The sequence below is a fragment of the Alteromonas sp. KUL150 genome (assembly GCF_009811475.1).
GTDB classification, from domain to species: domain Bacteria; phylum Pseudomonadota; class Gammaproteobacteria; order Enterobacterales; family Alteromonadaceae; genus Alteromonas; species Alteromonas gracilis.
On the sequence record NZ_BLIJ01000037.1, the window covers coordinates 86177 to 107930 of the forward strand.

21 protein-coding genes are annotated in these 21754 nt (G+C 45.7%); 11 read left to right on the plus strand and 10 right to left on the minus strand.

All coding sequences use genetic code 11. The features are described 5' to 3' along the window. The first annotated feature begins 60 nt into the window (after positions 1 to 60). Together GVO62_RS08840 and GVO62_RS08845 are read left to right on the plus strand one after the other, a co-directional pair. Positions 61 to 267, plus strand: coding sequence for a YheV family putative zinc ribbon protein (locus GVO62_RS08840; protein ID WP_105932473.1), 207 nt, complete (start codon positions 61 to 63; stop codon positions 265 to 267). 178 nt (positions 268 to 445) lie between these two features. After that, positions 446 to 1546, plus strand: coding sequence for a DUF748 domain-containing protein (locus GVO62_RS08845; protein WP_159118630.1), 1101 nt, complete (start codon positions 446 to 448; stop codon positions 1544 to 1546). Between the two features lie 64 nt (positions 1547 to 1610). Here the strand turns inward: GVO62_RS08845 and GVO62_RS19350 are convergent, their stop codons facing one another. From GVO62_RS19350 to GVO62_RS08855, 3 genes are all read right to left on the minus strand, one after another. Further along, positions 1611 to 1769: a hypothetical protein gene (locus tag GVO62_RS19350; protein ID WP_173359242.1), complete on the minus strand. Its 159-nt coding sequence runs from the start codon at positions 1767 to 1769 to the stop codon at positions 1611 to 1613. 167 nt (positions 1770 to 1936) lie between these two features. Continuing rightward, the gene (locus tag GVO62_RS08850; RefSeq protein WP_159118631.1) at positions 1937 to 2185 is read right to left on the minus strand and encodes a SlyX family protein; all 249 of its coding nucleotides are present in this window, start codon (positions 2183 to 2185) and stop codon (positions 1937 to 1939) included. A 9-nt stretch (positions 2186 to 2194) separates the two neighbouring features. After that, complete coding sequence (locus tag GVO62_RS08855) at positions 2195 to 3127, minus strand: WD40 repeat domain-containing protein (protein WP_159118692.1); 933 nt, start codon at positions 3125 to 3127, stop codon at positions 2195 to 2197. A gap of 197 nt (positions 3128 to 3324) precedes the next feature. On the opposite strand from GVO62_RS08855, the gene fkpA reads away from it, so the two are divergent. Then, positions 3325 to 4110 carry an FKBP-type peptidyl-prolyl cis-trans isomerase gene (gene fkpA, locus GVO62_RS08860; RefSeq protein ID WP_105932710.1) on the plus strand — a complete coding sequence of 262 codons (786 nt, stop codon included), beginning with the start codon at positions 3325 to 3327 and terminating at the stop codon, positions 4108 to 4110. A 264-nt stretch (positions 4111 to 4374) separates the two neighbouring features. On the opposite strand, the gene GVO62_RS08865 is transcribed toward fkpA, so the two are convergent. Continuing rightward, positions 4375 to 4644, minus strand: coding sequence for a hypothetical protein (locus GVO62_RS08865; RefSeq protein ID WP_173359243.1), 270 nt, complete (start codon positions 4642 to 4644; stop codon positions 4375 to 4377). 174 nt (positions 4645 to 4818) lie between these two features. Between GVO62_RS08865 and greB the strand changes: the two genes are divergently transcribed. The 3 genes from greB to GVO62_RS08880 all read left to right on the plus strand — a co-directional run bounded on the left by greB (position 4819) and on the right by GVO62_RS08880 (position 10105). Continuing rightward, a complete protein-coding gene (greB, locus tag GVO62_RS08870) occupies positions 4819 to 5304 on the plus strand; it encodes a transcription elongation factor GreB (RefSeq protein ID WP_105932470.1) in 486 nt (161 codons plus the stop codon). A 177-nt stretch (positions 5305 to 5481) separates the two neighbouring features. Continuing rightward, positions 5482 to 7851 carry a Tex family protein gene (locus GVO62_RS08875; protein WP_159118632.1) on the plus strand — a complete coding sequence of 790 codons (2370 nt, stop codon included), beginning with the start codon at positions 5482 to 5484 and terminating at the stop codon, positions 7849 to 7851. 475 nt (positions 7852 to 8326) lie between these two features. Then, entirely contained in the window at positions 8327 to 10105 is a 1779-nt protein-coding gene (locus GVO62_RS08880) for a C1 family peptidase (protein WP_159118633.1), read from the plus strand. Positions 10106 to 10130: 25 nt separating this feature from the next. On the opposite strand, the gene GVO62_RS08885 is transcribed toward GVO62_RS08880, so the two are convergent. The 3 genes from GVO62_RS08885 to bioH form a co-directional block, all read right to left on the minus strand. Continuing rightward, positions 10131 to 11069, minus strand: a complete 939-nt coding sequence (locus tag GVO62_RS08885) for a putative metalloprotease CJM1_0395 family protein (protein ID WP_159118634.1) — start codon at positions 11067 to 11069, stop codon at positions 10131 to 10133. A 14-nt stretch (positions 11070 to 11083) separates the two neighbouring features. Further along, a complete protein-coding gene (locus tag GVO62_RS08890; RefSeq protein WP_159118635.1) occupies positions 11084 to 11395 on the minus strand; it encodes a hypothetical protein in 312 nt (103 codons plus the stop codon). Positions 11396 to 11572: 177 nt separating this feature from the next. Continuing rightward, complete coding sequence (gene bioH / locus GVO62_RS08895; RefSeq protein ID WP_159118636.1) at positions 11573 to 12382, minus strand: pimeloyl-ACP methyl ester esterase BioH; 810 nt, start codon at positions 12380 to 12382, stop codon at positions 11573 to 11575. Between the two features lie 98 nt (positions 12383 to 12480). On the opposite strand from bioH, the gene GVO62_RS08900 reads away from it, so the two are divergent. Next, on the plus strand, positions 12481 to 13194 hold the full coding sequence (locus tag GVO62_RS08900; RefSeq protein ID WP_159118637.1) for a ComF family protein: 714 nt from the start codon (positions 12481 to 12483) through the stop codon (positions 13192 to 13194). Positions 13195 to 13278: 84 nt separating this feature from the next. Here GVO62_RS08900 and GVO62_RS08905 read toward each other — a convergent pair whose 3' ends face one another. Beyond that, positions 13279 to 15936 carry a M14 family zinc carboxypeptidase gene (locus GVO62_RS08905; protein ID WP_159118638.1) on the minus strand — a complete coding sequence of 886 codons (2658 nt, stop codon included), beginning with the start codon at positions 15934 to 15936 and terminating at the stop codon, positions 13279 to 13281. Positions 15937 to 16097: 161 nt separating this feature from the next. Here GVO62_RS08905 and nfuA point away from each other — a divergent pair, with 161 nt between their 5' ends. From nfuA to GVO62_RS08920, 3 genes are all read left to right on the plus strand, one after another. Then, complete coding sequence (gene nfuA / locus GVO62_RS08910; protein WP_159118639.1) at positions 16098 to 16676, plus strand: Fe-S biogenesis protein NfuA; 579 nt, start codon at positions 16098 to 16100, stop codon at positions 16674 to 16676. A gap of 499 nt (positions 16677 to 17175) precedes the next feature. Then, positions 17176 to 17880 carry an aspartate/glutamate racemase family protein gene (locus tag GVO62_RS08915; protein ID WP_159118641.1) on the plus strand — a complete coding sequence of 235 codons (705 nt, stop codon included), beginning with the start codon at positions 17176 to 17178 and terminating at the stop codon, positions 17878 to 17880. Positions 17881 to 17942: 62 nt separating this feature from the next. Continuing rightward, entirely contained in the window at positions 17943 to 18326 is a 384-nt protein-coding gene (locus GVO62_RS08920) for a VOC family protein (RefSeq protein ID WP_159118642.1), read from the plus strand. 53 nt (positions 18327 to 18379) lie between these two features. On the opposite strand, the gene GVO62_RS08925 is transcribed toward GVO62_RS08920, so the two are convergent. Then, positions 18380 to 19726 carry an MATE family efflux transporter gene (locus GVO62_RS08925; protein ID WP_159118644.1) on the minus strand — a complete coding sequence of 449 codons (1347 nt, stop codon included), beginning with the start codon at positions 19724 to 19726 and terminating at the stop codon, positions 18380 to 18382. Positions 19727 to 19849: 123 nt separating this feature from the next. Between GVO62_RS08925 and GVO62_RS08930 the strand changes: the two genes are divergently transcribed. Next, on the plus strand, positions 19850 to 21088 hold the full coding sequence (locus tag GVO62_RS08930; RefSeq protein WP_159118694.1) for a polysaccharide deacetylase family protein: 1239 nt from the start codon (positions 19850 to 19852) through the stop codon (positions 21086 to 21088). Between the two features lie 77 nt (positions 21089 to 21165). Here GVO62_RS08930 and GVO62_RS08935 read toward each other — a convergent pair whose 3' ends face one another. Beyond that, a complete protein-coding gene (locus GVO62_RS08935; protein ID WP_159118646.1) occupies positions 21166 to 21753 on the minus strand; it encodes a GNAT family N-acetyltransferase in 588 nt (195 codons plus the stop codon). Between the last annotated feature and the right edge of the window lies 1 nt (position 21754).

Sequence of the window (21754 nt, forward strand, 5' to 3'; positions counted from 1 at the left end):
GCTGATCAACGCATAGTATTTCACGGTATAATAACGACGAAATTTCTTAAAGGTGTATGTATGTCAAATCGTGTAAAACGCCGCTTTGTTGCTGGAGCAACCTGCCCAAAATGCCAAGAGCAAGACACTATTTCACTTTATTATGAAAATAATGTTGAAAAGTTAGAGTGCGTAGCGTGTGGCTACAACGAAGCCCAAACCGACGAGAAAGTGAGTGCTGCAACTCGCTCAAACGAAAATGTGATAGGTGTCTTTAAACCTCACTAGCGTTCTTACCTGTTATTCGGTAAATCTTACCTCTTAAACCTTCTTGCGTGCGCTATCAACGCGCCGCACTAGCGTTATTATTTACTTGATAGCACGCCAATAGGGCTTTTGCTACTTCTCATTCACCATCGGCACTTTGGGTATACTTTTTGTATCCACAGGTCACAAGGAGTGAATTATGAAGCAGGTAAAAAAACGTATTGGATATAGTTTAGCGGGGTTATTACTGGCACTTATCGCCGTTCGTTTATATCTACCTTACGCCGCAGCCAATTATATCAACACGACGCTAAGTCAGTCAGACAAGTACGACGGGCGTGTTGGTGATGTTGACCTTATGCTGTGGCGCGGTGCTTACAGTTTAGAATATGTGTTGCTTTATAAAGCAAACGGCGAAGTTGAAAGGCCCTTATTTAAAGCAGACTATGTGGAATTTACACTTTCTTGGTCACAGCTTATGAAAGGAGCAGCAGTCGGCCGGGTCGTCGTCAATGGGCCCGAGATCAATTTTGTAGATGGCAACACCAGTGAATCCAGTCAATCAGGAAAAGATGAAAATTGGCTATCTATCGCCGACCAACTTTTCCCACTACGAATAGACAAGCTGGCTATTAATGACGGGAAAATTGCTTTTTATAATCCTGATACGTCGCCTGTGATTGATATCGCCCTTCACGATATTCAGCTTGAAATTAATAACTTGGTAAACAGCGATAATCTATCCGATACACGAGTTGCTACCGCTAAAGCTACCGGTCAAACCGCCGAACAGGGCACTATTTCACTTGATGCTAAACTTAACCCGGCCACCAAAGCCCCTACTTTTGATATCGATATACAAGCAGATAACGTGGGCTTAGTTAATTTTAAAAACCTTCTCGATACGTATGCACCCTTCGATTTAGAAGCAGGTACTCTTACCCTTGCGGCAGAAGTTGCTTCCAACGAGGGTAAGGTTAAAGGCTATATCAAACCTATATTACACAACGTGGAAGTGTTTTCTTGGAAAGGCGATATTGAGCGTGATGGCGACGGTTTAATTGAAGGCAGTATCGAAGCCCTATCAGCGTTTGTCACCGAGCTTTTTGAAAATCAAAGTGAAGATCAGGTCGCTACCCGTATTCCTATCGAAGGGGATTTATCTAGCCCAGACACAGAGACCTGGGAAGCGTTTACTGCCATCTTGAAAAACGCATTTGTAAAAGCGTTTCAGGGAAATGTGGAAGAAAGTATAGAGCTTGAGCGATTAGAAGAGGTAGACAACACCGCTGAGGGGTAGCAAAAGCGGTGTTCTCGCGACACCCAGTCCTAAGGGAATAGGCTGGATGATGTAAATCAAACAGTCATATGGTGCAGCTATCACCACAATCATTTGCACCATCGCGCATGCTTTCAATCTCTTGGCTTTCTTGTTTCTCTTTTTCAGCCTGCTTTTCGGCTACTGACTGTTCTAATGAATCAAAGTCGATGCTGTCAAATGCATCCATATCAAAATCGCTCATAACTAACTCTTTAAATTTTCTGAAAACAACTCCTTAAGCGGAGCCTTGTAAATGATGGACGCAGTGTATTGCATAATAGTAAATAGCCAAAATGAAGAGTTAGCCTAAGTCATAACGAGATAGACTAGCCCCTGCGTCTTTAATGCATTGAATACATTACCCCTTTATCAATAGTGCGGAGGCGGTGTTTCTTCCGACTGTTTGGCAATATTAGAAGGTTCTATGGATCTAATACGGTCAATCAAGTGACGTACTTTAAAGGCTAATTCATCTAGCTGCTTTTGTTGCGAGGACAATGCATCGTTTAACGCTTCTATTGTATGCTCTTGAAACGCAAGTTTGGTTTGCAGCTCTTCAATGTACCCATTGGCACTGTCAATTTGCTGCTGTAACTGTTCAGCACTTTTGTCTGTCATGTATATTCTCTATCTCTCTCGCCGCCATTCTTCGGCGAGACCACTACTGCTAATAGACACTATATTATCATTGGGGAGGAAGGCGACGCCATACACAACTGCGGTAGGTGGCGAAATAGACTCTCTAGAGGCAACTTGGATTGACTGAATTTGCTCTCCACTTTTCAAATCCCATAAATAGACTTTTCTCGCGGGAGAGCCAGTAAGTAAGTAACGACCGTCTTTTGAAAATTCAACGTCTGTAAATATTTTTTGCCGAGAAGCAAATTTAAGGGCCGTCACTGGCTGCCCTGTTTGTACGTCCCATACTTGGGATTTACTTTGACTGTCTGCGGTAAACGCGTACCGCCCTTCATCATCTAGCGCTACTTTAGTGACGCGGGTTGGGTGAGTAAACGTATGAATTATCTGGCCCGTGTCGGTACTCCATAAGTATGCAATATAGTCATTGCCGCCAGTAAGGGCGTACTTTCCATTAGGAGAAATATCAATTGAATTGACTTTTTCTTGATGCCCAAAGAACTCTAGGCGTCGGGAAGTGCGAGGTTCGAAATACATAACCTTACCATTTGAACGGGCTACTAATATCCCGTTGCCATTGTTAGTCACAGCAACATCTCGAATAGACGCTTCATCGATACGCCAGAAGCCTTCTGGTTCTCCAGTCTCTAAGCTCCATAGGGCAAATGCCTCTCTATCGGCAGTAACGACATAGCGTTTATCTGCGCTTATGTGAACCGACATAACTAAATTGTTGCCTTCACCCTGATGGCTCCAATGAAACAAGGGTTCGCTTTGTCCTATTCGCCATACATTTATTCCATTATTTACGCCAGATACCACGGCCAAGGTGCCGTCCGTAGAAATATCGGCAGCATAAGCACCTTCTTCTACATGACGCCACTGCTGTATTGGCGTAGTATCAGGGACAGAACATCCCATGGAATTGCCAATAAGTACGATGAGTAACACTATTCTCTGGAACATTTGAGGCCTAAACATAATCAAATGGGTTTCGCTTTGTAAACGCTAGGTTTAACATAGCATGGATCACGCATCTTTAACTATCGTGCACACTGCCTTAGATGCAGCAGTATAGACATAGACGCATGATGATAATAATTAATGGAGACGTTTTTATGCAGAAGTCGCTCGTTGCCTTATCTACTATCGCTGCGCTAGGCCTTTTCGCTTGCCAGCCAAATACATCTGATGAGGCCGCTTCTACTAGCGCTGATAGTGCAAAAACCACTGCTGTTTCAGCAGAAGAAATGACAGATACACAAAAGCAAGCTTATGCAATGGGCGCAAGCATGGGTTTATTTGTTAGCAACCGTGCAGAGCAGCAAGAACAGCTAGGTTTAACTTTAGACCAAGATGCGCTGCAACAAGGCTTTAAAGACGGCCTTAACGACACCCTTAAGTTTACGCCAGAGCAAATTCAGCAAATCGCTCAACAAGGCGAAGAAGTACTTCGTGCTAAGCAGCAAGAAATGGCTGCGCAAGCCGCTGAGAAAAACATTGAAGCAGGTCTTGCTTACCTAGAAGAAAACGGTAAGAAGGAAGGCGTAGTGACTACAGAGTCTGGTCTTCAGTACGAAGTACTTGAAGAAGGCGAAGGCGCAAGCCCAGAAGCGACAGACATGGTAAAAGTTCACTACCGTGGTACTTTGCTCGACGGTACAGAGTTCGACTCTTCATACAAGCGTGGCGAACCTGCTGAATTCCCACTTAACCGTGTTATAGCTGGTTGGACCGAAGGCGTGCAGTTGATGAAAGAAGGCGCGAAATATCGCTTCCACATTCCATCTGAACTTGCCTACGGTCAGCGCTCTACTGGCGCTATCACTCCTAACTCAACGCTAATCTTTGATGTTGAGCTATTAGAAGTAGTTAAACCTGAAGCAGAAGCACCAGCGGAATAAGCAACCGCTTTAGAAAAGAGAAAGCCGACGCATAGCGTCGGCTTTTTTGTTTTAGTGAGTCAGCGTGATCCTTGCTTACCTTTTCCCTACGAGCCAGTGGATTTTCACCACGCGCGTACCCAAATAATAAAGTGGGTTATTCAATATGCTTGGTGCCTCGAATTACACTATTAAGTTTAGTCTAAAATGCCATTTATTCACGGCCAAACTGCAATTTTCTTGTAACAAATTCGACTTAAAAATCACAGCTTACAACTAAAGGTTTTAACGCTGAGGAGCACGCCGCCTTTCGGTGTGCACTTTAAATGTGGCAAAGTGGTTTAACAAAGACTGCCCCACTTTATACATAGTACAGCCCAGAATTAGGTATAACACGGTTCTCAAGCTGTTTAAGCGAACAACAATATCGAGTAACGCATACAGCAATAACAGCGCGCCGCTTAAAAACAGCATAAAACCAATGATAGTACCGCTAATTTGAAGAGGTTCTTTTCCCGACCTTCGGCGGTACAACACAGGTTTCTCATTGCGCATTCGCTTCCCCTACAGGTTTGACATTTATTTATACTGTGACATTCGTTAAAAGGTTTATGTTCAATAATTATTCAAACTACCCATTTTGTCACTTTTTCCGACAGCCAAAGATTGCGTTTTACCGCATTACCCACATAAAGTAGGGGTAACTAGCAGGGATACGTAAAGAACATTGTGAAAACACCGCTTATCACTCGAAAGGGCTACTTAAAGCTTAAACAAGAATTAGACTTCTTGTGGCGTGAAGAAAGGCCAGAAATTACTCGCAAAGTGACGTGGGCTGCAAGCCTCGGGGACAGAAGCGAGAATGCCGATTACCAGTACAACAAAAAAAAACTGCGTGAAATTGACCGCCGTGTTCGCTACCTTCGCAAATGCTTGGAAAACCTTAAAGTTGTGGACTACGATCCGCAGCAAGAAGGGAAAGTTTTCTTTGGTGCGTGGGTTGAAATTGAGAATGAGGCAGGAAAAGTAATGGAGCTTCGGTTAGTCGGTTATGATGAAATATTTGGCCGCAAGGACTACATTTCTATCGATTCTCCTATGGCCCGCGCGCTTCTTGGAAAAGAAGAAGACGATGAGTTTACTGTTAAAACAGAAGCGGGAGTAAAAGAATGGTGGATCAATCGAATTTGGTACGATGCAACAGACAAACTCTAACCAATGACAAACGCCACTTGTTTACCCTTTAAACCCCAATGATCAGACGACTTCCCATACACGGCGGTGATATACTCACCGCTCCTATTTTCACTACCGACGCTGTGTATATAAGCCTTTCACACACCGTTTATTCGCCAGCGCCTTGCGCGAATTTTTAGTATCTTAGAGCGACTTATGATTATCAATAAAATTGCAGATGAACTTAGCGTTCAACCTTCGCAAGTAACCGCCGCCGTAAAGCTTCTTGATGAAGGGGCTACCGTACCGTTTATTGCTCGCTATAGAAAAGAAGTGACTCAAGGTCTTGATGACACGCAGCTACGTACTCTCGAACAACGCTTAACCTACTTACGTGAGTTGGAAGAGCGCCGCGACGTCATTCTCAAATCGATTGAAGAACAAGGCAAGCTTACCGATGTGCTGAAAAAAAGTATTGGCAGTGCAGACAGTAAAACGACGCTTGAAGATTTGTACTTACCTTACAAGCCTCGTCGACGCACAAAAGGTCAAATAGCGATAGAAGCCGGCCTAGAGCCTCTTGCAGATACGTTATTTAACGACCCAAACACTGATGCTGAAAGTGCAGCAAGTGAATACGTAAATGCTGACGGTGGTATCGCAGATACAAAAGCAGCACTGGAGGGCGCTCGCTACATCCTCATGGAACGGTTTGCAGAAGACGCCTCACTCCTTGCAAAAGTACGTCATTATCTTATCGAAAACGCACATGTGAAAAGTACGGTTGCACCAGGTAAAGAACAGGAAGCTGCGAAATATAAAGACTACTTCGAGCACAGTGAGAAATATAAAACGGTACCTTCTCACCGCGCTCTTGCCATGTTCAGGGGCCGTAATGAAGGTATGCTTCACATTCAGTTGGATGCCGACCCCCAGTCAGAAGAAAAAGGCCCGTCGCACTGCGAACATATTATTGCGAGCCACTACGATATTATGCACCGCGGTCGTGGTGCAGACGACTTCCTCGCTCAGGTAGTACAGTGGACGTGGAAAATAAAGATTGGTTTACATATGGAAACAGAACTATTCAGCGCACTTAGAGAGCGCGCTGAAGAAGAAGCTATTGAAGTGTTTGCCAAAAACCTGAACGACCTGCTAATGGCAGCGCCTGCAGGTGCAAAAACCACTATGGGTCTCGATCCGGGTTTGAGAACCGGCGTTAAAGTGGCTGTGGTAGACAGCACAGGTAAGGTAGTCGCAACCAATACCATATTCCCACACGCGCCACAAAATCAGTGGGATAAGTCTATTCGCACGCTTACCACACTGTGTAAGCAGTACAAAGTCGATTTAATCAGCATTGGCAACGGTACAGGCTCTCGCGAAACCGACAAACTGGTTGGCGAAATGCTTAAAAACAACAGCGAGTTGACCGCACAGAAAATTATGGTTAGCGAAGCGGGCGCATCGGTATATTCTGCTTCTGAGCTTGCTTCAAAAGAATTGCCTGACCTAGACGTGTCAATTCGTGGGGCGGTTTCAATTGCGCGACGCCTGCAAGACCCGCTTGCAGAGCTGGTTAAGATTGAGCCTAAAGCCATCGGTGTGGGTCAATATCAGCACGATGTTAGCCAAAGTCAGTTGGGCAAATCCCTTGACCGTGTTATCGAAGACTGTGTGAACGCGGTGGGTGTTGATTTAAATACCGCATCGCCGGCACTGTTAAGCTATGTGTCAGGCCTCAACAAGACATTAGCCCACAATATTGTTAATTTCAGAGATACCAACGGTGCGTTCCCAGACCGCAAAGCACTATTGAAAGTAGAGCGCTTGGGTCCAAAAGCTTTTGAGCAAGCGGCAGGCTTCCTTCGCATTGTAAACGGCTCAAACCCACTTGACGCATCTGCGGTTCACCCGGAAGCTTACCCAGTAGTAGATAGAATTGTAGATACTACCGCTGTTGCGGTAAACGACATCATTGGCAACACAGAGTTACTGAAAAGTCTGTCGCCAGAAACCTTTACCAACGATGCATTCGGTTTACCCACCGTTAAAGACATTCTAAAAGAGCTGGATAAACCAGGGCGTGATCCTCGCCCAGAGTTTAAAACTGCCGCGTTTAAAGAAGGCGTTGAAACCATAAACGACCTCAAGCCAGGTATGATCTTAGAAGGTGTGGTCAGCAATGTGGCTAACTTTGGTGCATTTGTTGACGTGGGCGTGCATCAAGATGGACTCGTGCATATTTCCGCACTGACTAACAAGTTTATCTCAGACCCTCGCGAGGTGGTTAAAGCGGGCGATATCGTTAAAGTAAAGGTGCTTGAAGTAGATGTACCGCGCAAGCGTATATCCTTCACTATGCGTTTAGACGATACGCCATCGCAAGGCCACAATGCTGGCGGAAAATCAGGTTCAGGTAAAGGGGCTAATAACCAAGGTGCAGGCAAAGCGCAGCACAAAGCGTCTAGCCGTTCCAACGCCAATCCACGTTCAAATCAAGGTGGCGGCAACCGCAATAGCCAGCCGCAAAACAGCGCCATGGGTAATGCTTTTGCCGATGCGTTTGCTAAAGCGAAAAAATAAACGTTAGCTGTTTATCGATTGCTTATCCTATCTTATAAAGGGCCTGTCAATTAGACAGGCCCTTTTTTTCGCACTTCCATTTGACTGCTCGTTTTTGCTACATTATACCAATCCGCATAGATAAGTGCCCACTCAGAAGGCGCTGGCAAGTTTTTTAGCGAAGCGTGGGAATACAGGAATGGCTGTTCCCTTTCAAATTCCCAGAATAAAGAGTGTCAAATTAGAAACCGAAACAGTGAAAAGGTATTGGTCATACCGAAACGAAAGTTTGTTTGTTGTTCTTGTTTAGCGAGTCAGTTGATGTTTATGAAATTTCGTAACGTTTAACGAACGTAATGTCGCTCTTTTGACCCCAATCTTTTTCAAGGTAGCACTTTCGGACGACTATAGTGAACTGGAGCCATTGACCTTTGGTGTACGAATTTTTATCTAATCGTGCAACAAGGTTCATCAGCCCTAATCAAAGGATGATGTTATGAATTTACCTGTTTCAAAAGACATGCTGAATGTCAGCGCCGACTACCCCGACCTTCGGGACCGTTATTATCAACCAAACCTCACTCCACTTAAGCCTTTTATCGACCCACCTGGTAACCTGGTCATTTTGGACCAAGGTAAAGATGGTGCCTGTACGGGCTTTGCGTTGGCGGCAACCATTAACTTCATTTATCGTCAGCAGGGCCGAAAACAGACTGTCAGTCCGTGGATGCTTTATGCTATGGCCAAGCGTCACGATGAATGGTTGGGCGAAGCCTACGAGGGTTCGAGTTGCCGCGGAGCAATTAAAGGCTGGTACAACAGTGGGGTATGTAATTACTCACTAACACAAGATATAGAGCACAGCAACGAATTCGAAATGACCCTTGCCATTGCTAATAACGCTAGCAATCACAGACTAGGGGCCTACTACCGTATTGAACGGGAAATTAGTGATTTTCATGCAGCCCTTAACGAAGTGGGCGTTATCTTTGTGTCTGCCAGAATCCACGAAGGCTGGAAAGACAGTGAAGGGGACAAAATAAACTTAAGACCAGAACCCATAGGGGGCCATGCGTTCGCCATTGTCGGCTATAACGACGAAGGCTTTTGGATCCAAAACTCGTGGGGTACGGATTGGAAAAAATCAGGGCTGGCCCTCTGGCGCTACGATGACTGGGCATTAAATGTTATGGATGCCTGGGTTGTCCAGCTTGCGCTGCCTATCTCAGGTACCGGTACCTACCATCAAGCGACACGCTCTATTGCACAAGGGCTATTCACCCGTTCGACGCCGCGCGTGAGTATTCAAGATCACTTTGTTCATTTCGACGACGGGCACTTCGATACAAGAAGCAAATATTGGAGCAACAAAAACCACGTAGATACTATTATTGAGAAACTATCTGACAGTAACCATCGCCATGTGATGCTATATGCTCACGGGGGCTTAAATAGCATAAAAGCCTCAGCTAAGCGCATCGCCGCTATGAAAGATACGTTTCTCAAAAACGATGTTTTCCCTATTCACTTCATGTATGACACTGGCATGCTAGAAGAGTTAAAGGATATTTTAGGTTTCAAAAATAAAGAGATTAGCAATAAAGTAGGCGCCTTCACCGACTATACTGACAGAATTCTGGAATGGGCAACACGTAAAGTAGGCGGCGCATTGTGGCGTGAAATGAAAGCGGATGCGTGCACGCCTTTTACCCGTACCACGTCAGATGGTACATACTTTCTTACGCAGTTAGCCGCCTATTTGAGAAATAACCCAGATATTCAGCTGCACGTCGTTGGTCATTCAGCTGGCTCTATCTTTCATGCGCACAGCCTATCAAGGCTGTTTAAAATTGATGAAAATATAAAAGTTAAAAGCCTTCATTTACTGGCACCCGCCATTAGCACTCCCTTATTTAGTGAAAGGCTCTCTGCTCTTATAGAGGGAAAAAGTATTGAGTCGACCACAATTTACAATTTATCTGAAGCGTTGGAAAAGGATGATCATGTGGCGCGCATTTACCAAAAATCGCTGCTTTATTTAGTCTCAAATGCATTTGAATCTAAACCGGAGATGCCGCTGTTAGGTATGGCCATATTTAATCAGCCGATTGATAACGTGACATTTAAATATAGCGAAGGGAAAGAAGGCGATGCTACGGCTGCAACATCTCATGGCGGGTTCGACAGCGATGTAGACACCATGAACTCGGTGCTTTCAGACATTACTGGCGATTCACCCAAGTACCCCTTTACGAAGGCGATACTTGACTATTAAACCCAGCTAAAAACATTACAAGCCTTTACGCTTGAAGCGATAAGCCTTCTCTTGATGGCGTATAGGCTTGTAAATAAGCGCTTTGAATTCGGCCAATTCGCGCCTGCATAAAATCAGATTCGTTGGCCCCAAGCCCCTGTGAAGTTGTAGTGTCTGAGAACCTAGACTGGGCCTCTAGCACCGCGTCACCAACGGTACCTGGGCTCGCTTCTGGCTGTGCGATCGTTCCATTGCCCGAAACGTTATTAGCACTCTCAGTAGAAACACCTTCTACTGAAATCTGCTCGGTAGAAAAACCTTCAGCCTGACCTTTTGCAATTTCGCTTCGAGCTTCGGTGGCCTTCTGAGAGGCTTCAGCAGCTACCTTTAAATCTTGTGAGGATGGTTCCGCTGGCGCGAGCGCGGCTGCGCGCACTTGTTCCATTTTTTTCAGCGTTTCTTCAGGTGTTTTTTCTTCTGAAACATCGATGGATACCTGACCATCGGTGACGTAACGCCTATTATCAGGGCCCGTAGTGTACTCATACTGAGGTGCACCAGCGTATTGACCGCCTGTTGCCGCATGCGCTTGCTCGTGAACTCTTACTTCCTGATCCCGGGCTTTTAACTGTTCAATCTCAGCGGCGTCTTGTTTTTCTTGCTGCTCTTGTTGCTTATCTTGCGCGTCCTGTTTGCCTGCACTCTCATCCTGCGCGTTGTCTTTTTCTTGACCAAACACGTTTTGAAAAGCAGCTTGAAGCTCAGTTTGTACCTGAGGACGTTCATAAGTAACTGGTGCTGGCGGCTGCCCAGGGGCTTTTGCCTTATCGGCTTCAGACCCTAAGCCTTTCTGAGAGGCACCCTGTTGTGAATCTGAGGTTTGGGGAATAGTTTCCCGCTGCACGTTATCTCTGCGCGCAGATTCTGTATTTATATTTGCAGTAGGGTATGCAATGGCGTTTAGAATTGGTGTGACGATGTTCACTGCGACTTCTCCGTCTACGCCAGCACGTCAATAATAGTGCCGAGCATCTCGTCGGCAACACCGAGCGCTTTGGCGGAAGCCTGTGCATTGCGCTCGCTTACATTAAGCGCAATTAAATCGTCAGTTAAACGTGAGGTGGAAGATGTTGAATTAGGTGTCGCGTTATTTATGTCAGTGTTAGCTGCGATAGGTTGAGCGGGCGCAACCGCATCCTCAGCGGTACGCTGAGCAATATTCGATGCCGCTTGCGAAATGCCATCGCTTGCACTTTGTAAACCATATTGGGCGGCTGCAAACGCAGAGCCTACACCATCAATACCTGTCATACACTACCTCTAACCTCTCATGTGTAATTATTGACCAATTTTGCGTAAATGAAAAGTCGTGTATTACTGCCCGGCAGTAACTACTTGTAAGCAGTCGATTTTTAATGACGGGAGATGCTGCTAAAAAGCTTCAAACCAAAGGTAAACATTGGATTGAAGCTTTATTTAAAGAAAAGGTTAAGACGCTTTTCGCTGATAAACACCGGCGGCGAAACGAAAAAGAATGTCGGCAGTTTGCTGAGGGTGGGAAATAAACGGAGCATGCGACGCATGAGGCAAAACAACCGTATCAGCCTGAGGGTGTAGCTCGCAAATTCTATCGATACCACTAGTTGGTACAAGGCTATCTAATCGGCCATACAGTCGTAAAGTTGGTGTGGTTATCCGCCCGACTTCTTGACGCATGTCTTCAGTCGACAATATACGTAAGCCTTTCTTGAGCGCTTCTTCAGCAGGGTCTGGGTATTGGGTAACCTGCTCTCTAATTGCTTTAATATCTTGCTTGGCCGTTTCACTCCCCATGGCTTGAATTGCTAAAAAACGCTCCAGTGTCTTTTGGTAATTCTTTTCAAGCTGGGACTCGAACATAGTAAGTAAATCGGCAGCTATACCCGGCCAACAAGGCCCCGCAATAAAACGAGGTGTTGAAGCAATGGTCACCAGCCCAGTAAGTTTTTCTGGGACCAAAAGCGCTAATTTCTGTGCTACCAAACCGCCTAACGACCACCCAACTAATACACATTGGTCGGGCAATGAATCAACAATAAATTGAGCAAGGGTTTCAACGTTATAAGGTGAAGGAATAGTCTCAGCGTTTTCTCCAAACCCGGGAAGATCAATGGTAGTGACGCGAAAATTATCGCTAAGGTAAGGAATGAAAGATGTGAACGCCCCGCTGTTCATCCCCCATCCATGAAGAAATACCACATCTACGCCTGTACCTTGAGTACGGGTGACAAGCTCGCCGTTTGTATGCAACATTTCCATTTACACCTCCTTAGGCAGTGACGTGTTTTTGAGGCAACACGAAATGATGAAAATAGGTCAACGTTCGACAATTCAAGGAAGTTGATGGAATCAACATTATGAACCTTTCATGTTTACTATGTTATCAGGCAAGTCCTACGCCAGTATGTCACTGGTGTGAAGATGACATGTTTTTTTTCGATACCACTTTGCATGGAAGTAATCTACTTCAATACGGACCGGTAGCAGGCCACGTCAAGCATAGCCACTATGATGCGTTGAGTGTATTAGGGCTTCATACTTGGCCCATGTCATCGCTGGTTCACCAGTTGAAGTTTACGCATTCCCTTACAGCAGGAAAAGTATTAAGTAACTGGTTTGTCCATAAAAAGCGACAGTGCACTTTATCAGTGCCCGATTTACTGCTTCCGGTTCCAATTAGTGCATGGCGCCTTGCAACGCGACACTACAATCAGGCGACCCTACTTTGTGAAAGCACAAGTCGTGAGCTAAACATACCGGTTAATCAAACATGGGCTAGACGAAAAGGCTTTAGCGTGCAGCACCATTTATCCAAAGCAGCCAGAGCGGAAAACGCAAGCCGTGCATTTGGCTTAACGAAATGGTGTATTGATGAACAGATAGCAGCAGCGGAAAGTAAAGCAGATGGAGGCGGTTTCACCGTCGCGATAGTTGATGATGTTCTTACCACCGGCGTGACCGTAAATACCCTTAGCAAAAGGCTTAAGCAGCGCTACCCCAATATAGCCATTCAAGTATGGGTAGCGGCATTTACTCCGCCGCCCAAAAGCAGCCTTTATCAGACAGCCTGAAGTTAACAGGGTGTAGGCCTTGGAAAACGCAATGGCGAGAACTAGTTTCAAAAGCGCGGCATTCACCGCGCTCTTAAAACTGATTTAGCGAATAAAATGTGACTGATAAATCGCATTGGCCAGCATCTTGTTGGTACCGTACCAATACCCTCTAAACTGCGTATTGTCGGTAAAGCCAATGACCACACCACGCCCCATTTTTTGTGTAGTTACAGCGGTTGATTCCGCCATTAGCGCTACCATTGCATTATCACTAAACCCAGCCATCAAAGGCTCGTCGGTGTAACGCGCTGGCGTCACAAAAGGTGAACTACTTGCTTCTATTATCATATTGTTAGTTTTAAACATCGGCAGCGTGTCATCGTCATACCCGTAAAACAGTGGATGAGAATTATCGATGTTCGCTTCAAATACGGCACCTGCCACGAGCTTTCTGGCGTATAACGATGCGCCGTCTTTGTAACTTAATTCACTTTCATCGAAAGCGTTATCAATACTTTCTCGGCTAACCACTTCTGCATCTAACCATTTATGCTGAGCAAAATAACGCAGCGCGGATTTCTGACCGACAATCACGCCACCCGCTTTCACCCACTCTTCAATTTGTGCTCTCTCGCTCTCCGTAAAACGATAGCTACCGCTTGGAAATAGTAGATGAGTGTAAGTTGCGCTTGGATCACTGAGCGCCCTTGTCAGGTGTTGTTGCTCTACGATACTAGGCGCTAGGCCCACCTTTGTGTCGAAGTAATGCCACATTTCACCGGCTTCGTATTCGCTGGTACCTTCACCGCCTACGATCAACACTTGCGGCAACGCCACTGGTGCCATGCTTCGGCTGCCTAAGTCATTCCCTGTGGGAGTTAACCCACTGCGTAAACTAAACACAGGTACCTGAAGTTGCTGTTGCGCTTCACGCAAAATGGACGCTAAGTTTTCAGGCTGACCCAAGCCTTTCGGTACAACAATACTGCCTGGCTGAAGCTCAACGTTTTTCCCGTCATATTTAATGGCAGAGAACGCTTCTTCACTGCTTCGCACTTTTACACCTGCTTCCAATAAGGTTTGCAGCATGGCTGGGGCATAATAATGCTGCCAAGAGAATGCGTAAGCATAAGCGTCAGGATGAATATCGTTGGGTGCTATTTGGGCTAGTGCGGAGGTGCCACTTAACTCAAGGCTTCGCACATCGCTCTTGTCTAAGGGCGCGTAATCTAAATTGAAAGCGAGCGCTAAATTCCACGTTGAAACATCGTAAAACGTGTTGTTTTCAAACGACGTTTGGGTTGAAAAAATAGATTTAACTAAGCGGTATTGAGACTGGCTAGTAGGAATATATATCGCCTTTCCTGCACCGTAACGAACTTTGTCAGCCTCAAAGTTTTTTGTTAATACATTATATTCAATGTGATGTTGTTCTAGTAGCGCGATAAAAGCATTAAAGCGAGCAGTATCATTCGATGCACTAACAACAAAACCTACCTGCTCATCCTTTTCAGCCAGTGACTGTGTGCTCTTAACAAAACCCGATTGATAATCGAGAATAGCAGCTTTATTTGCCAATGCGCCTCTAAAAGTGCTCAAAGACGTAGTAATTTGATTTGCGATGGTGTCTTTGAAGGCAAGCTTGCCATTAATAGAGTCCTGCAGGTGACCTCGTGAACTGGCTTGCTCAAACAAAATACCTATGCTGCCGTGTAAATCTGGATATGTAGACCCTTTTCCTGCATAAAAGTCGTCAAATCCTTCTTGGGTGAAATATAGCTCGCCCTGTTCATCGAACGCAGCAGCATGATATTGCGCCAGTGCCTCAGTAAGGGTGACGTTCTCGTCCGGCGTTAGCGGATTTTTACGCGAGCGTACGCCAGGCTGAAAAAAATAGGTACTGTCTGTGCCCATTTCATGAAAATCGGTCAGTACATGCGGGCGCCACTTGTGAAACTGTTTTATGCGTGCTTGGGATTCTGGGTGCGCCAGTAATAGCCAATCGCGATTCAAATCGAACCAATAATGATTTGTGCGGCCTGAAGGCCACCCCTCATCATGTTCACGGTGACGGCTGTCAGAAACCAGCTGCTTACCCTTGTGCATGTTAGCCCATTGAGCAAAACGGGAAAGTCCATCAGGGTTGAAAGACGGGTCAAATAGCACAATATTATTACTTAACAAGGCATCGATTTCTTCACCTTCGGCGGCGGCTAAATAATAAGCCAGCGCTAGGGAAGCATTGGTACCAGAAGGCTCGTTACCGTGAATACTGTAGCCCATGTAGAAAATAAGGGGAGCATCGCTACCTACTTTCTTGCCGCTTTCCATGGCATCAATGTGTTGCTGTCTCATAGCTTCAATATTGTTTCTATTTGAGGGCGCTGTGATTGTCAGTAACAGAAGTGGGCGGTTTTCGTGAGTACGGCCGGTTTCTTCAATGGTGATACGGTCAGACTTCTCGGCAAGTAGCTTCATATAATTGACGACTTGGTCGTGACGCACATGCCACTCGCCAATGTTGGCGCCTAGTATCGATTCAGGCGTGGGAATAGCTGGGTTGTAGGATACCGTGTCAGGTAAGTATGCTGTCACCGGCTGCCCGCCTACATCAGGTGCAATACTAACAGCTGATGCTAACGCTGGTTGGGCTACAGCTTGGTGACTGGTAGTTGCTCCGAATGCAATAGTGCCTAGGGCTAACAATGAAGTAAGTGATAGTGGGTGGTTTCTGGCGGAGTTTTGCAATTTCGCTAACATAGCGCTTCCCGTCTTGTTGTTATGGTTGAAAATACGTTGCGCTTTGCAACTTTCCCAACAAATTCGATTTACTGGAATAATTTATTTAATTAATACCTGACTGTTTTACTCAGGTAAATTTGATACAATCATCCAAATTTCAAAATATGTAGGACTTGCTGATGATAACTATATCAGAAGAAGCCCAGGCTCACTTCGTAAAACTGTTGAGTAAACAAGAGTCTGGCACGAATATTCGTGTATTCGTCGTAAACCCAGGCACTTCATCGGCAGAGTGTGGCGTGTCCTATTGCCCGCCAGACGCTGTTGAAGAGACGGACACCCGTTTGCCATTTAATGGATTTGATGCCGTAATCGATGAAGAAAGCGCGCCGTATCTAGATGAAGCAGAAATTGACTACGTTACCGATCAAATGGGCTCTCAGCTAACGCTTAAAGCGCCTAACGCAAAAGCGCGTAAAGTAGCAGACGATGCACCGTTGATTGAAAGAATCAACTATATGATTGAGTCGGAAATCAATCCACAGCTAGCAAGCCATGGAGGCAACGTTGTGCTTACTGAACTAACCGAAGATGGTTACGCCATACTGCAATTTGGTGGCGGTTGTAACGGCTGTTCAATGGTTGACGTAACGCTTAAAGAAGGCATTGAAAAGCAAATGGTTGAACAGTTTGCTGGCGAGCTCAAGGGCGTGCGCGATGCAACTGAACACCAAGCTGGCGAGCATTCATACTACTAAGTAGAGTTTAGCTAGGCCCCTCTAGGTATCTTAACCTATGCAGACGCAAGACATTCATAAAAGCTGGCAACGATTCAAAATAGGCTTAACTATTTTCGTTGTCGGCGTCTTGCTACTATTTACATTAAGCCATTTACACATATCGCTATATGTTCTCAGTATGACTGTGCTATTTGGTGGTTTTGTCATTGCCATGTTTGGCTATATCGGCATTTTTCTAGCGCGTTTTTCCTCTTTGAAAAACAAAAAGCCGCCCCCCAAATTCTGACTTCACGTTCGCTTTACCTGCCTGCCTCCCGTAAATACGTACGAAAAACGGAGATTGACGACGTCAACTTTTGTGCCGCGTATAACGCTAAATTTGTGTAGCCCCCCCTAAAATCACGTTCTCTACGTTTGTTCAATCCACAATCTACCTCATCGCGCCAGTAGTCAAAAATGGATGTAAACGTTAGATTAGAGGTCGTGCTAAGTATCTAAAAATGGAAGGTGACCTGTGGTGAAGACGATAAAGAAACTTGGCCTACTCGGCGGTATGAGTTGGGAATCTACAGTAAGTTATTATCAAGCGATAAACCGCGGCGTAAATGCGCGACTTGGCGGCCTGCATAGTGCACCGCTTGTGATAAGCAGCGTTGATTTTGCACAAATAGAACAGCTTCAGCATAAAGGAGAATGGGATAAAACTGCTGACATTCTAATTCGCGAGGCAAAGCATTTAGAAACGGCGGGTGCAAGGGCCATATTAATTTGTACCAATACCATGCACAAAGTTGCAGCTGATATTGAGCAAAATATCTCTGTTCCTCTTATTCACATTGCTGACGCCACAGGGCGCGTGTTAAAGCAAAACAAGGTTAAAAAAGTTGGGCTGTTAGGTACGCGCTTTACCATGGAGCAAGCCTTTTATACTTCTCGTCTTGAAACGCTTTTTGGCATTCAAGTTGTTGTTCCTGATGATCAGCAAAGAAACACGGTTCATAACATTATTTATGAACAATTATGCAAGGGCGTGATTTGTGTTGACTCTCGTAACGCGTATATTGAAGTGATTAACGCGCTTGCTGCTAAGGGTGCTGAAGGTATTATTCTAGGCTGTACTGAAATCGCGTTATTAGTTCAACAAAAAGACACCAATGTTAGGTTGTACGATACGACGGCTATCCATGCTTCAGCGGCAGTAGATTTTGCGCTAGCCGACTAAATCGCGTGTAACTTAATTTTGATAAAGGGGTTTTGCCCCTACCATTTTCAGAGGACACAACTATGTTTAGCCACGTTATGTTAGGTGCGAACGACCTTGAAGCTTCAAAGAAATTCTATGATGCTATTTTAGGAGTATTAGGATACGAGCCAGGCGTTTTTGACGAGTACGGACGGGTATTTTACTATACGCCGAAAGGTATTTTAGCGCTAACAAAGCCGATTAACGGAGAGACTGCCACACACGGTAATGGCACCACGCTCGGCCTTGCCGCTCGAACACCAGACATCGTTGATGAATGGCATAAAGTGGGAAGCGAGAATGGGGGAATTCCATGTGAAGATCCTCCTGGCATTCGTGGTAGCGGCGAGCGCCAACTTTATCTTGCTTATTTACGGGATCCAGCCGGCAACAAACTCTGCGCTACGCATATCGTAAAGAAGTAACGATTACTGAGCCTGCTTAAGAGGATGATCGCTTTAGCAGGCGACTCCATACATCAGCTTTGCAATGTTATTAGTTCATCGCGTTTGTCTAAACGGTAAAAACTTAACGCCAGAGTCACACCACGGGATAGCAGGAAGGCTAAGAGAGCGTACCACAGGCTGACGTTACCTTGGTGCTGCGTAAGATACCACACGGGGAAATATACACCTAACGCGCTAATTATCATGGTATTTCTCATTGCGCTGGCTCGGGTAAGCCCTACGAAGACACCATCATACAAAAAGCACCAGTGCGCCAACAATGGGAGTAAAACCATCAAACCAAGGTAAGGTAACGCTGCTGTTACAATATCATCATGCTCGGTAAGAAGCTGAATTATGGCTTCCCCCCCCGCGTAAAATATCAGGCTGTAGATAAGGGCAAAAGCACTCGACCACGCCAGTCCTTGGTAGGTGCGTCGTTTCACTTCGCTACTGTCAGACGCCCCCTTAGCTTCCCCCACCAGCGCTTCAACGCCATAGGCAATACCATCAAGCCCCAGCGCAATTAAAACAAAAAACTGCATGAGTATGGCATTAACCGCCGCCGACGTTTCGCCATAGCGAGCACCTTGAATGGTAAGAAACGCTAAGCAGCCTTGCAATGCTAAATTCCTTAGCAGCATGTCACCGTTTAGCTTCATCAGTACTTTTCGAGCTGCACGGTTGAACCATGACGCACTTACCGTCACACCGCCAACCTGCTTGAACGCTACTGCTAACGCCATTATTGCCATGGTATATTCAGCGATTACACTCGCCAGCGCAACGCCAGCCACCGACAGGTTGAACCCGAACACAAACACCACATCGAGTGCGGCGTTTAACAAATTTCCCACTATTTGTATTGCCATAACGCTGCGCGTTTTCTGCTGGCCAACCAACCATCCCACCAATGCAAGATTAAGCATGGCAGCCGGCGCGCCCCATACTCGCGCTGAAAAATAACTTTGAAGGTGAAGGGCAACTTCACTGTTGGGTTGAGTTAACGTTAAGCCTAAAGAAAGAATTGGAGATTGAAGAGCAAGTACGGCCCCCCCCAATAGTACGGCTACTGCAACCGTTTGCCACAATACTTTTGCTGATTCAAGGGTGTTGTTCGGCGAGCCCTTAGCCTGTGCACTAAGCCCTGTCGAAGACATGCGAAGAAAACCGCAAACCCAGTATATTTGCGTTAAGATAAGCGCGCCTACCGACGCTCCCGCAAGCATTGCAGGTAGCGACATATGGCCCAATACTGCGGTATCCACTAACCCTAAAAGTGGCGTGGTAATATTCGCTAGGATCATGGGAAGCGCTAAAGCCAAAAGACGAGTATGATCATCAAAAAATGAGCGCTGAGTTACTGGGGCACGGGACATAAATGATCTCAGTAGGGGTTGGTTTCGCTATATACTATCAACCTATGCAACAGCATAAGTGAAAGGCGTACTTGTTTGACCAAACAAAAAAGACTGGCAAGTCGCCTTGTTTGGAAGTTTACCATGCTATCGAATTTAATCGGGCACTCAGTGGATGATGATATGAAAACCAACACCTTGATTCAAAATAAAGCGAAGAATCGCATTAATCTAAACGTCTTATCTTCGATGTTAGTGGGGGTTTTCAGCACGCTGTTCTTCGGGTCTAGCTTTGCTTCAGGTGCTGCCCCACATACTGCTGCAAATCCTGTTTCATCTATTACATCCAATATGCAGGATGAGGGAGGGACGAGCAGCAAGCCTAGTATAAGAACCGTACCTAACGCCGCGATTTTACTTTATCACCACGTTTCTTCGTCCACGCCAGCCAGTACCAGTATTTCACCTGAGGCTTTTAAGTCTCACATGGAATACTTAGACGCTCACCACACAGTTGTGCCACTGCAAGATGTTGTTTCAGCGATACAACACAATACTACACTGCCAGAGAAAGCGGTGGCTATTACCTTTGACGATGGATACGCAAACATTTTAAGCAATGCGCATCCCATACTCGCTGACTTGGGCTTTCCGTATACCATCTTCATAAACCCTGATGAAATTGGCGTAGGCCCGAAGCAACTAACATGGGAACAGGTGATTGCTATGCATAACGACGGTGTCGTTTTTGCCAATCACACCCTAGATCATTTGCATATGCTTAACGGTGAGCAAGCAATGGACGAACGTGCATGGCTCGACAAAGTATGGCAAAACGTAGAGAGCGCTGAGAAGAAAATAGAAGACAAATTGGATATTAGCCTTAAATATCTAGCGTATCCGTTTGGAGAGTACAATACGGCACTCGCTAACAAGCTTAAAACGGAAGGTTACATTGGGTTCGGCCAACACTCAGGGGCAGTAGGCCCAACGAGTAACATGCAGGCGCTTCCGCGTTTTCCGGCGGCAGGCCCATATGCCAATCTAGCGACACTAAAAACTAAGTTAAATAGCCTTGCTATGCCGGTAACGCACAGTTCACATGAAAACCCTCGCATGACAACACGAAAGCTATCATCACCTATCAGCTTAACGATAAACAGTGATGACGTGCGCCTTGCCCAAGTGAACTGTTTTTTTGGTGGCGATACCATAAAGACAAGCGTTGAAGGCAGCGTGCTTTCTTTTAATCTGAGTGAAACACTTCCGGTGGGACGTTCACGGGTGAACTGTACGGCGCCGTCAAAAACACAAGCAGGGCGCTATTATTGGTACTCAACACCTTTTTTTGTGGCAGACGAAAAGGGTAATTATCCTGACTAGGGCGCAATTATTAGCGAGACTCAGGCTAGGTGCGAGCGAGTATTATTAAGCCCGCACTTATATAAGAAAACGTTTACCTATACAGGCTTTGCAAACCGTATAAAGCCTTTGTTTATCGACTCTTCTTGGAAGTTATGATGCTGGTAAAAGCGAATAGCCGGAATGTTCGACACTTCAACATCTAGCACCAGCTTACGCTTTTTCAGCTTTTCCGCCCTCTTATGCATGGTATCGACTAATCGAGAGCCTACTTTGCTGCGCTTCGCGCTTTCGGCAACAGAAAGGTGCCCTATCATTAACTCACTGGTTGTGGGAGGAGTAAGATTTACAGCAACCGTTTGATTGCGCATTAGAACCGCCATGGCTTCGTCAAGAGTGAAATATGACGTGATACTATCAAGCGTCGCTCTATCGAACGCAGCTCCTAGCTTACTATGCCATGAAGTGACAACACCCAGTACTTCGTTGCCTTTACTCGCTACCCAGTGGTTCTTGAAACCGTACTGGCCACCACCTAACTCCCAAGCGTGAGCAAGATAGCCATCGGCTGTTTTATTTTTATTGTGTCCGAAAATAGACGTTAACAATGACTGTGCCGCGTTTAATATAAGCGGCGTAGTTTGCGCCGCATCAGATGCTATGCCTTGCCTGATTTTGATTTCCATA

Excerpts from the sequence above, each read along its gene's own strand:
- GVO62_RS08890 (WP_159118635.1), bottom strand. The coding sequence starts at position 11,395 with ATGACAGGTATTGATGGTGTAGGCTCTGCGTTTGCAGCCGCCCAATAT.
- GVO62_RS08845 (WP_159118630.1), top strand. The coding sequence starts at position 446 with ATGAAGCAGGTAAAAAAACGTATTGGATATAGTTTAGCGGGGTTATTA.
- nfuA (WP_159118639.1), top strand. The coding sequence starts at position 16,098 with ATGATAACTATATCAGAAGAAGCCCAGGCTCACTTCGTAAAACTGTTG.
- GVO62_RS08865 (WP_173359243.1), bottom strand. The coding sequence starts at position 4,644 with ATGCGCAATGAGAAACCTGTGTTGTACCGCCGAAGGTCGGGAAAAGAA.
- GVO62_RS08920 (WP_159118642.1), top strand. The coding sequence starts at position 17,943 with ATGTTTAGCCACGTTATGTTAGGTGCGAACGACCTTGAAGCTTCAAAG.
- GVO62_RS08850 (WP_159118631.1), bottom strand. The coding sequence starts at position 2,185 with ATGACAGACAAAAGTGCTGAACAGTTACAGCAGCAAATTGACAGTGCC.
- GVO62_RS08875 (WP_159118632.1), top strand. The coding sequence starts at position 5,482 with ATGATTATCAATAAAATTGCAGATGAACTTAGCGTTCAACCTTCGCAA.
- GVO62_RS19350 (WP_173359242.1), bottom strand. The coding sequence starts at position 1,769 with ATGAGCGATTTTGATATGGATGCATTTGACAGCATCGACTTTGATTCA.
- GVO62_RS08855 (WP_159118692.1), bottom strand. The coding sequence starts at position 3,127 with ATGGGATGTTCTGTCCCTGATACTACGCCAATACAGCAGTGGCGTCAT.
- fkpA (WP_105932710.1), top strand. The coding sequence starts at position 3,325 with ATGCAGAAGTCGCTCGTTGCCTTATCTACTATCGCTGCGCTAGGCCTT.
- GVO62_RS08925 (WP_159118644.1), bottom strand. The coding sequence starts at position 19,726 with ATGTCCCGTGCCCCAGTAACTCAGCGCTCATTTTTTGATGATCATACT.
- GVO62_RS08935 (WP_159118646.1), bottom strand. The coding sequence starts at position 21,753 with ATGGAAATCAAAATCAGGCAAGGCATAGCATCTGATGCGGCGCAAACT.
- GVO62_RS08930 (WP_159118694.1), top strand. The coding sequence starts at position 19,850 with ATGCTATCGAATTTAATCGGGCACTCAGTGGATGATGATATGAAAACC.
- GVO62_RS08880 (WP_159118633.1), top strand. The coding sequence starts at position 8,327 with ATGAATTTACCTGTTTCAAAAGACATGCTGAATGTCAGCGCCGACTAC.
- GVO62_RS08900 (WP_159118637.1), top strand. The coding sequence starts at position 12,481 with ATGAACCTTTCATGTTTACTATGTTATCAGGCAAGTCCTACGCCAGTA.
- bioH (WP_159118636.1), bottom strand. The coding sequence starts at position 12,382 with ATGGAAATGTTGCATACAAACGGCGAGCTTGTCACCCGTACTCAAGGT.
- GVO62_RS08905 (WP_159118638.1), bottom strand. The coding sequence starts at position 15,936 with ATGTTAGCGAAATTGCAAAACTCCGCCAGAAACCACCCACTATCACTT.
- GVO62_RS08840 (WP_105932473.1), top strand. The coding sequence starts at position 61 with ATGTCAAATCGTGTAAAACGCCGCTTTGTTGCTGGAGCAACCTGCCCA.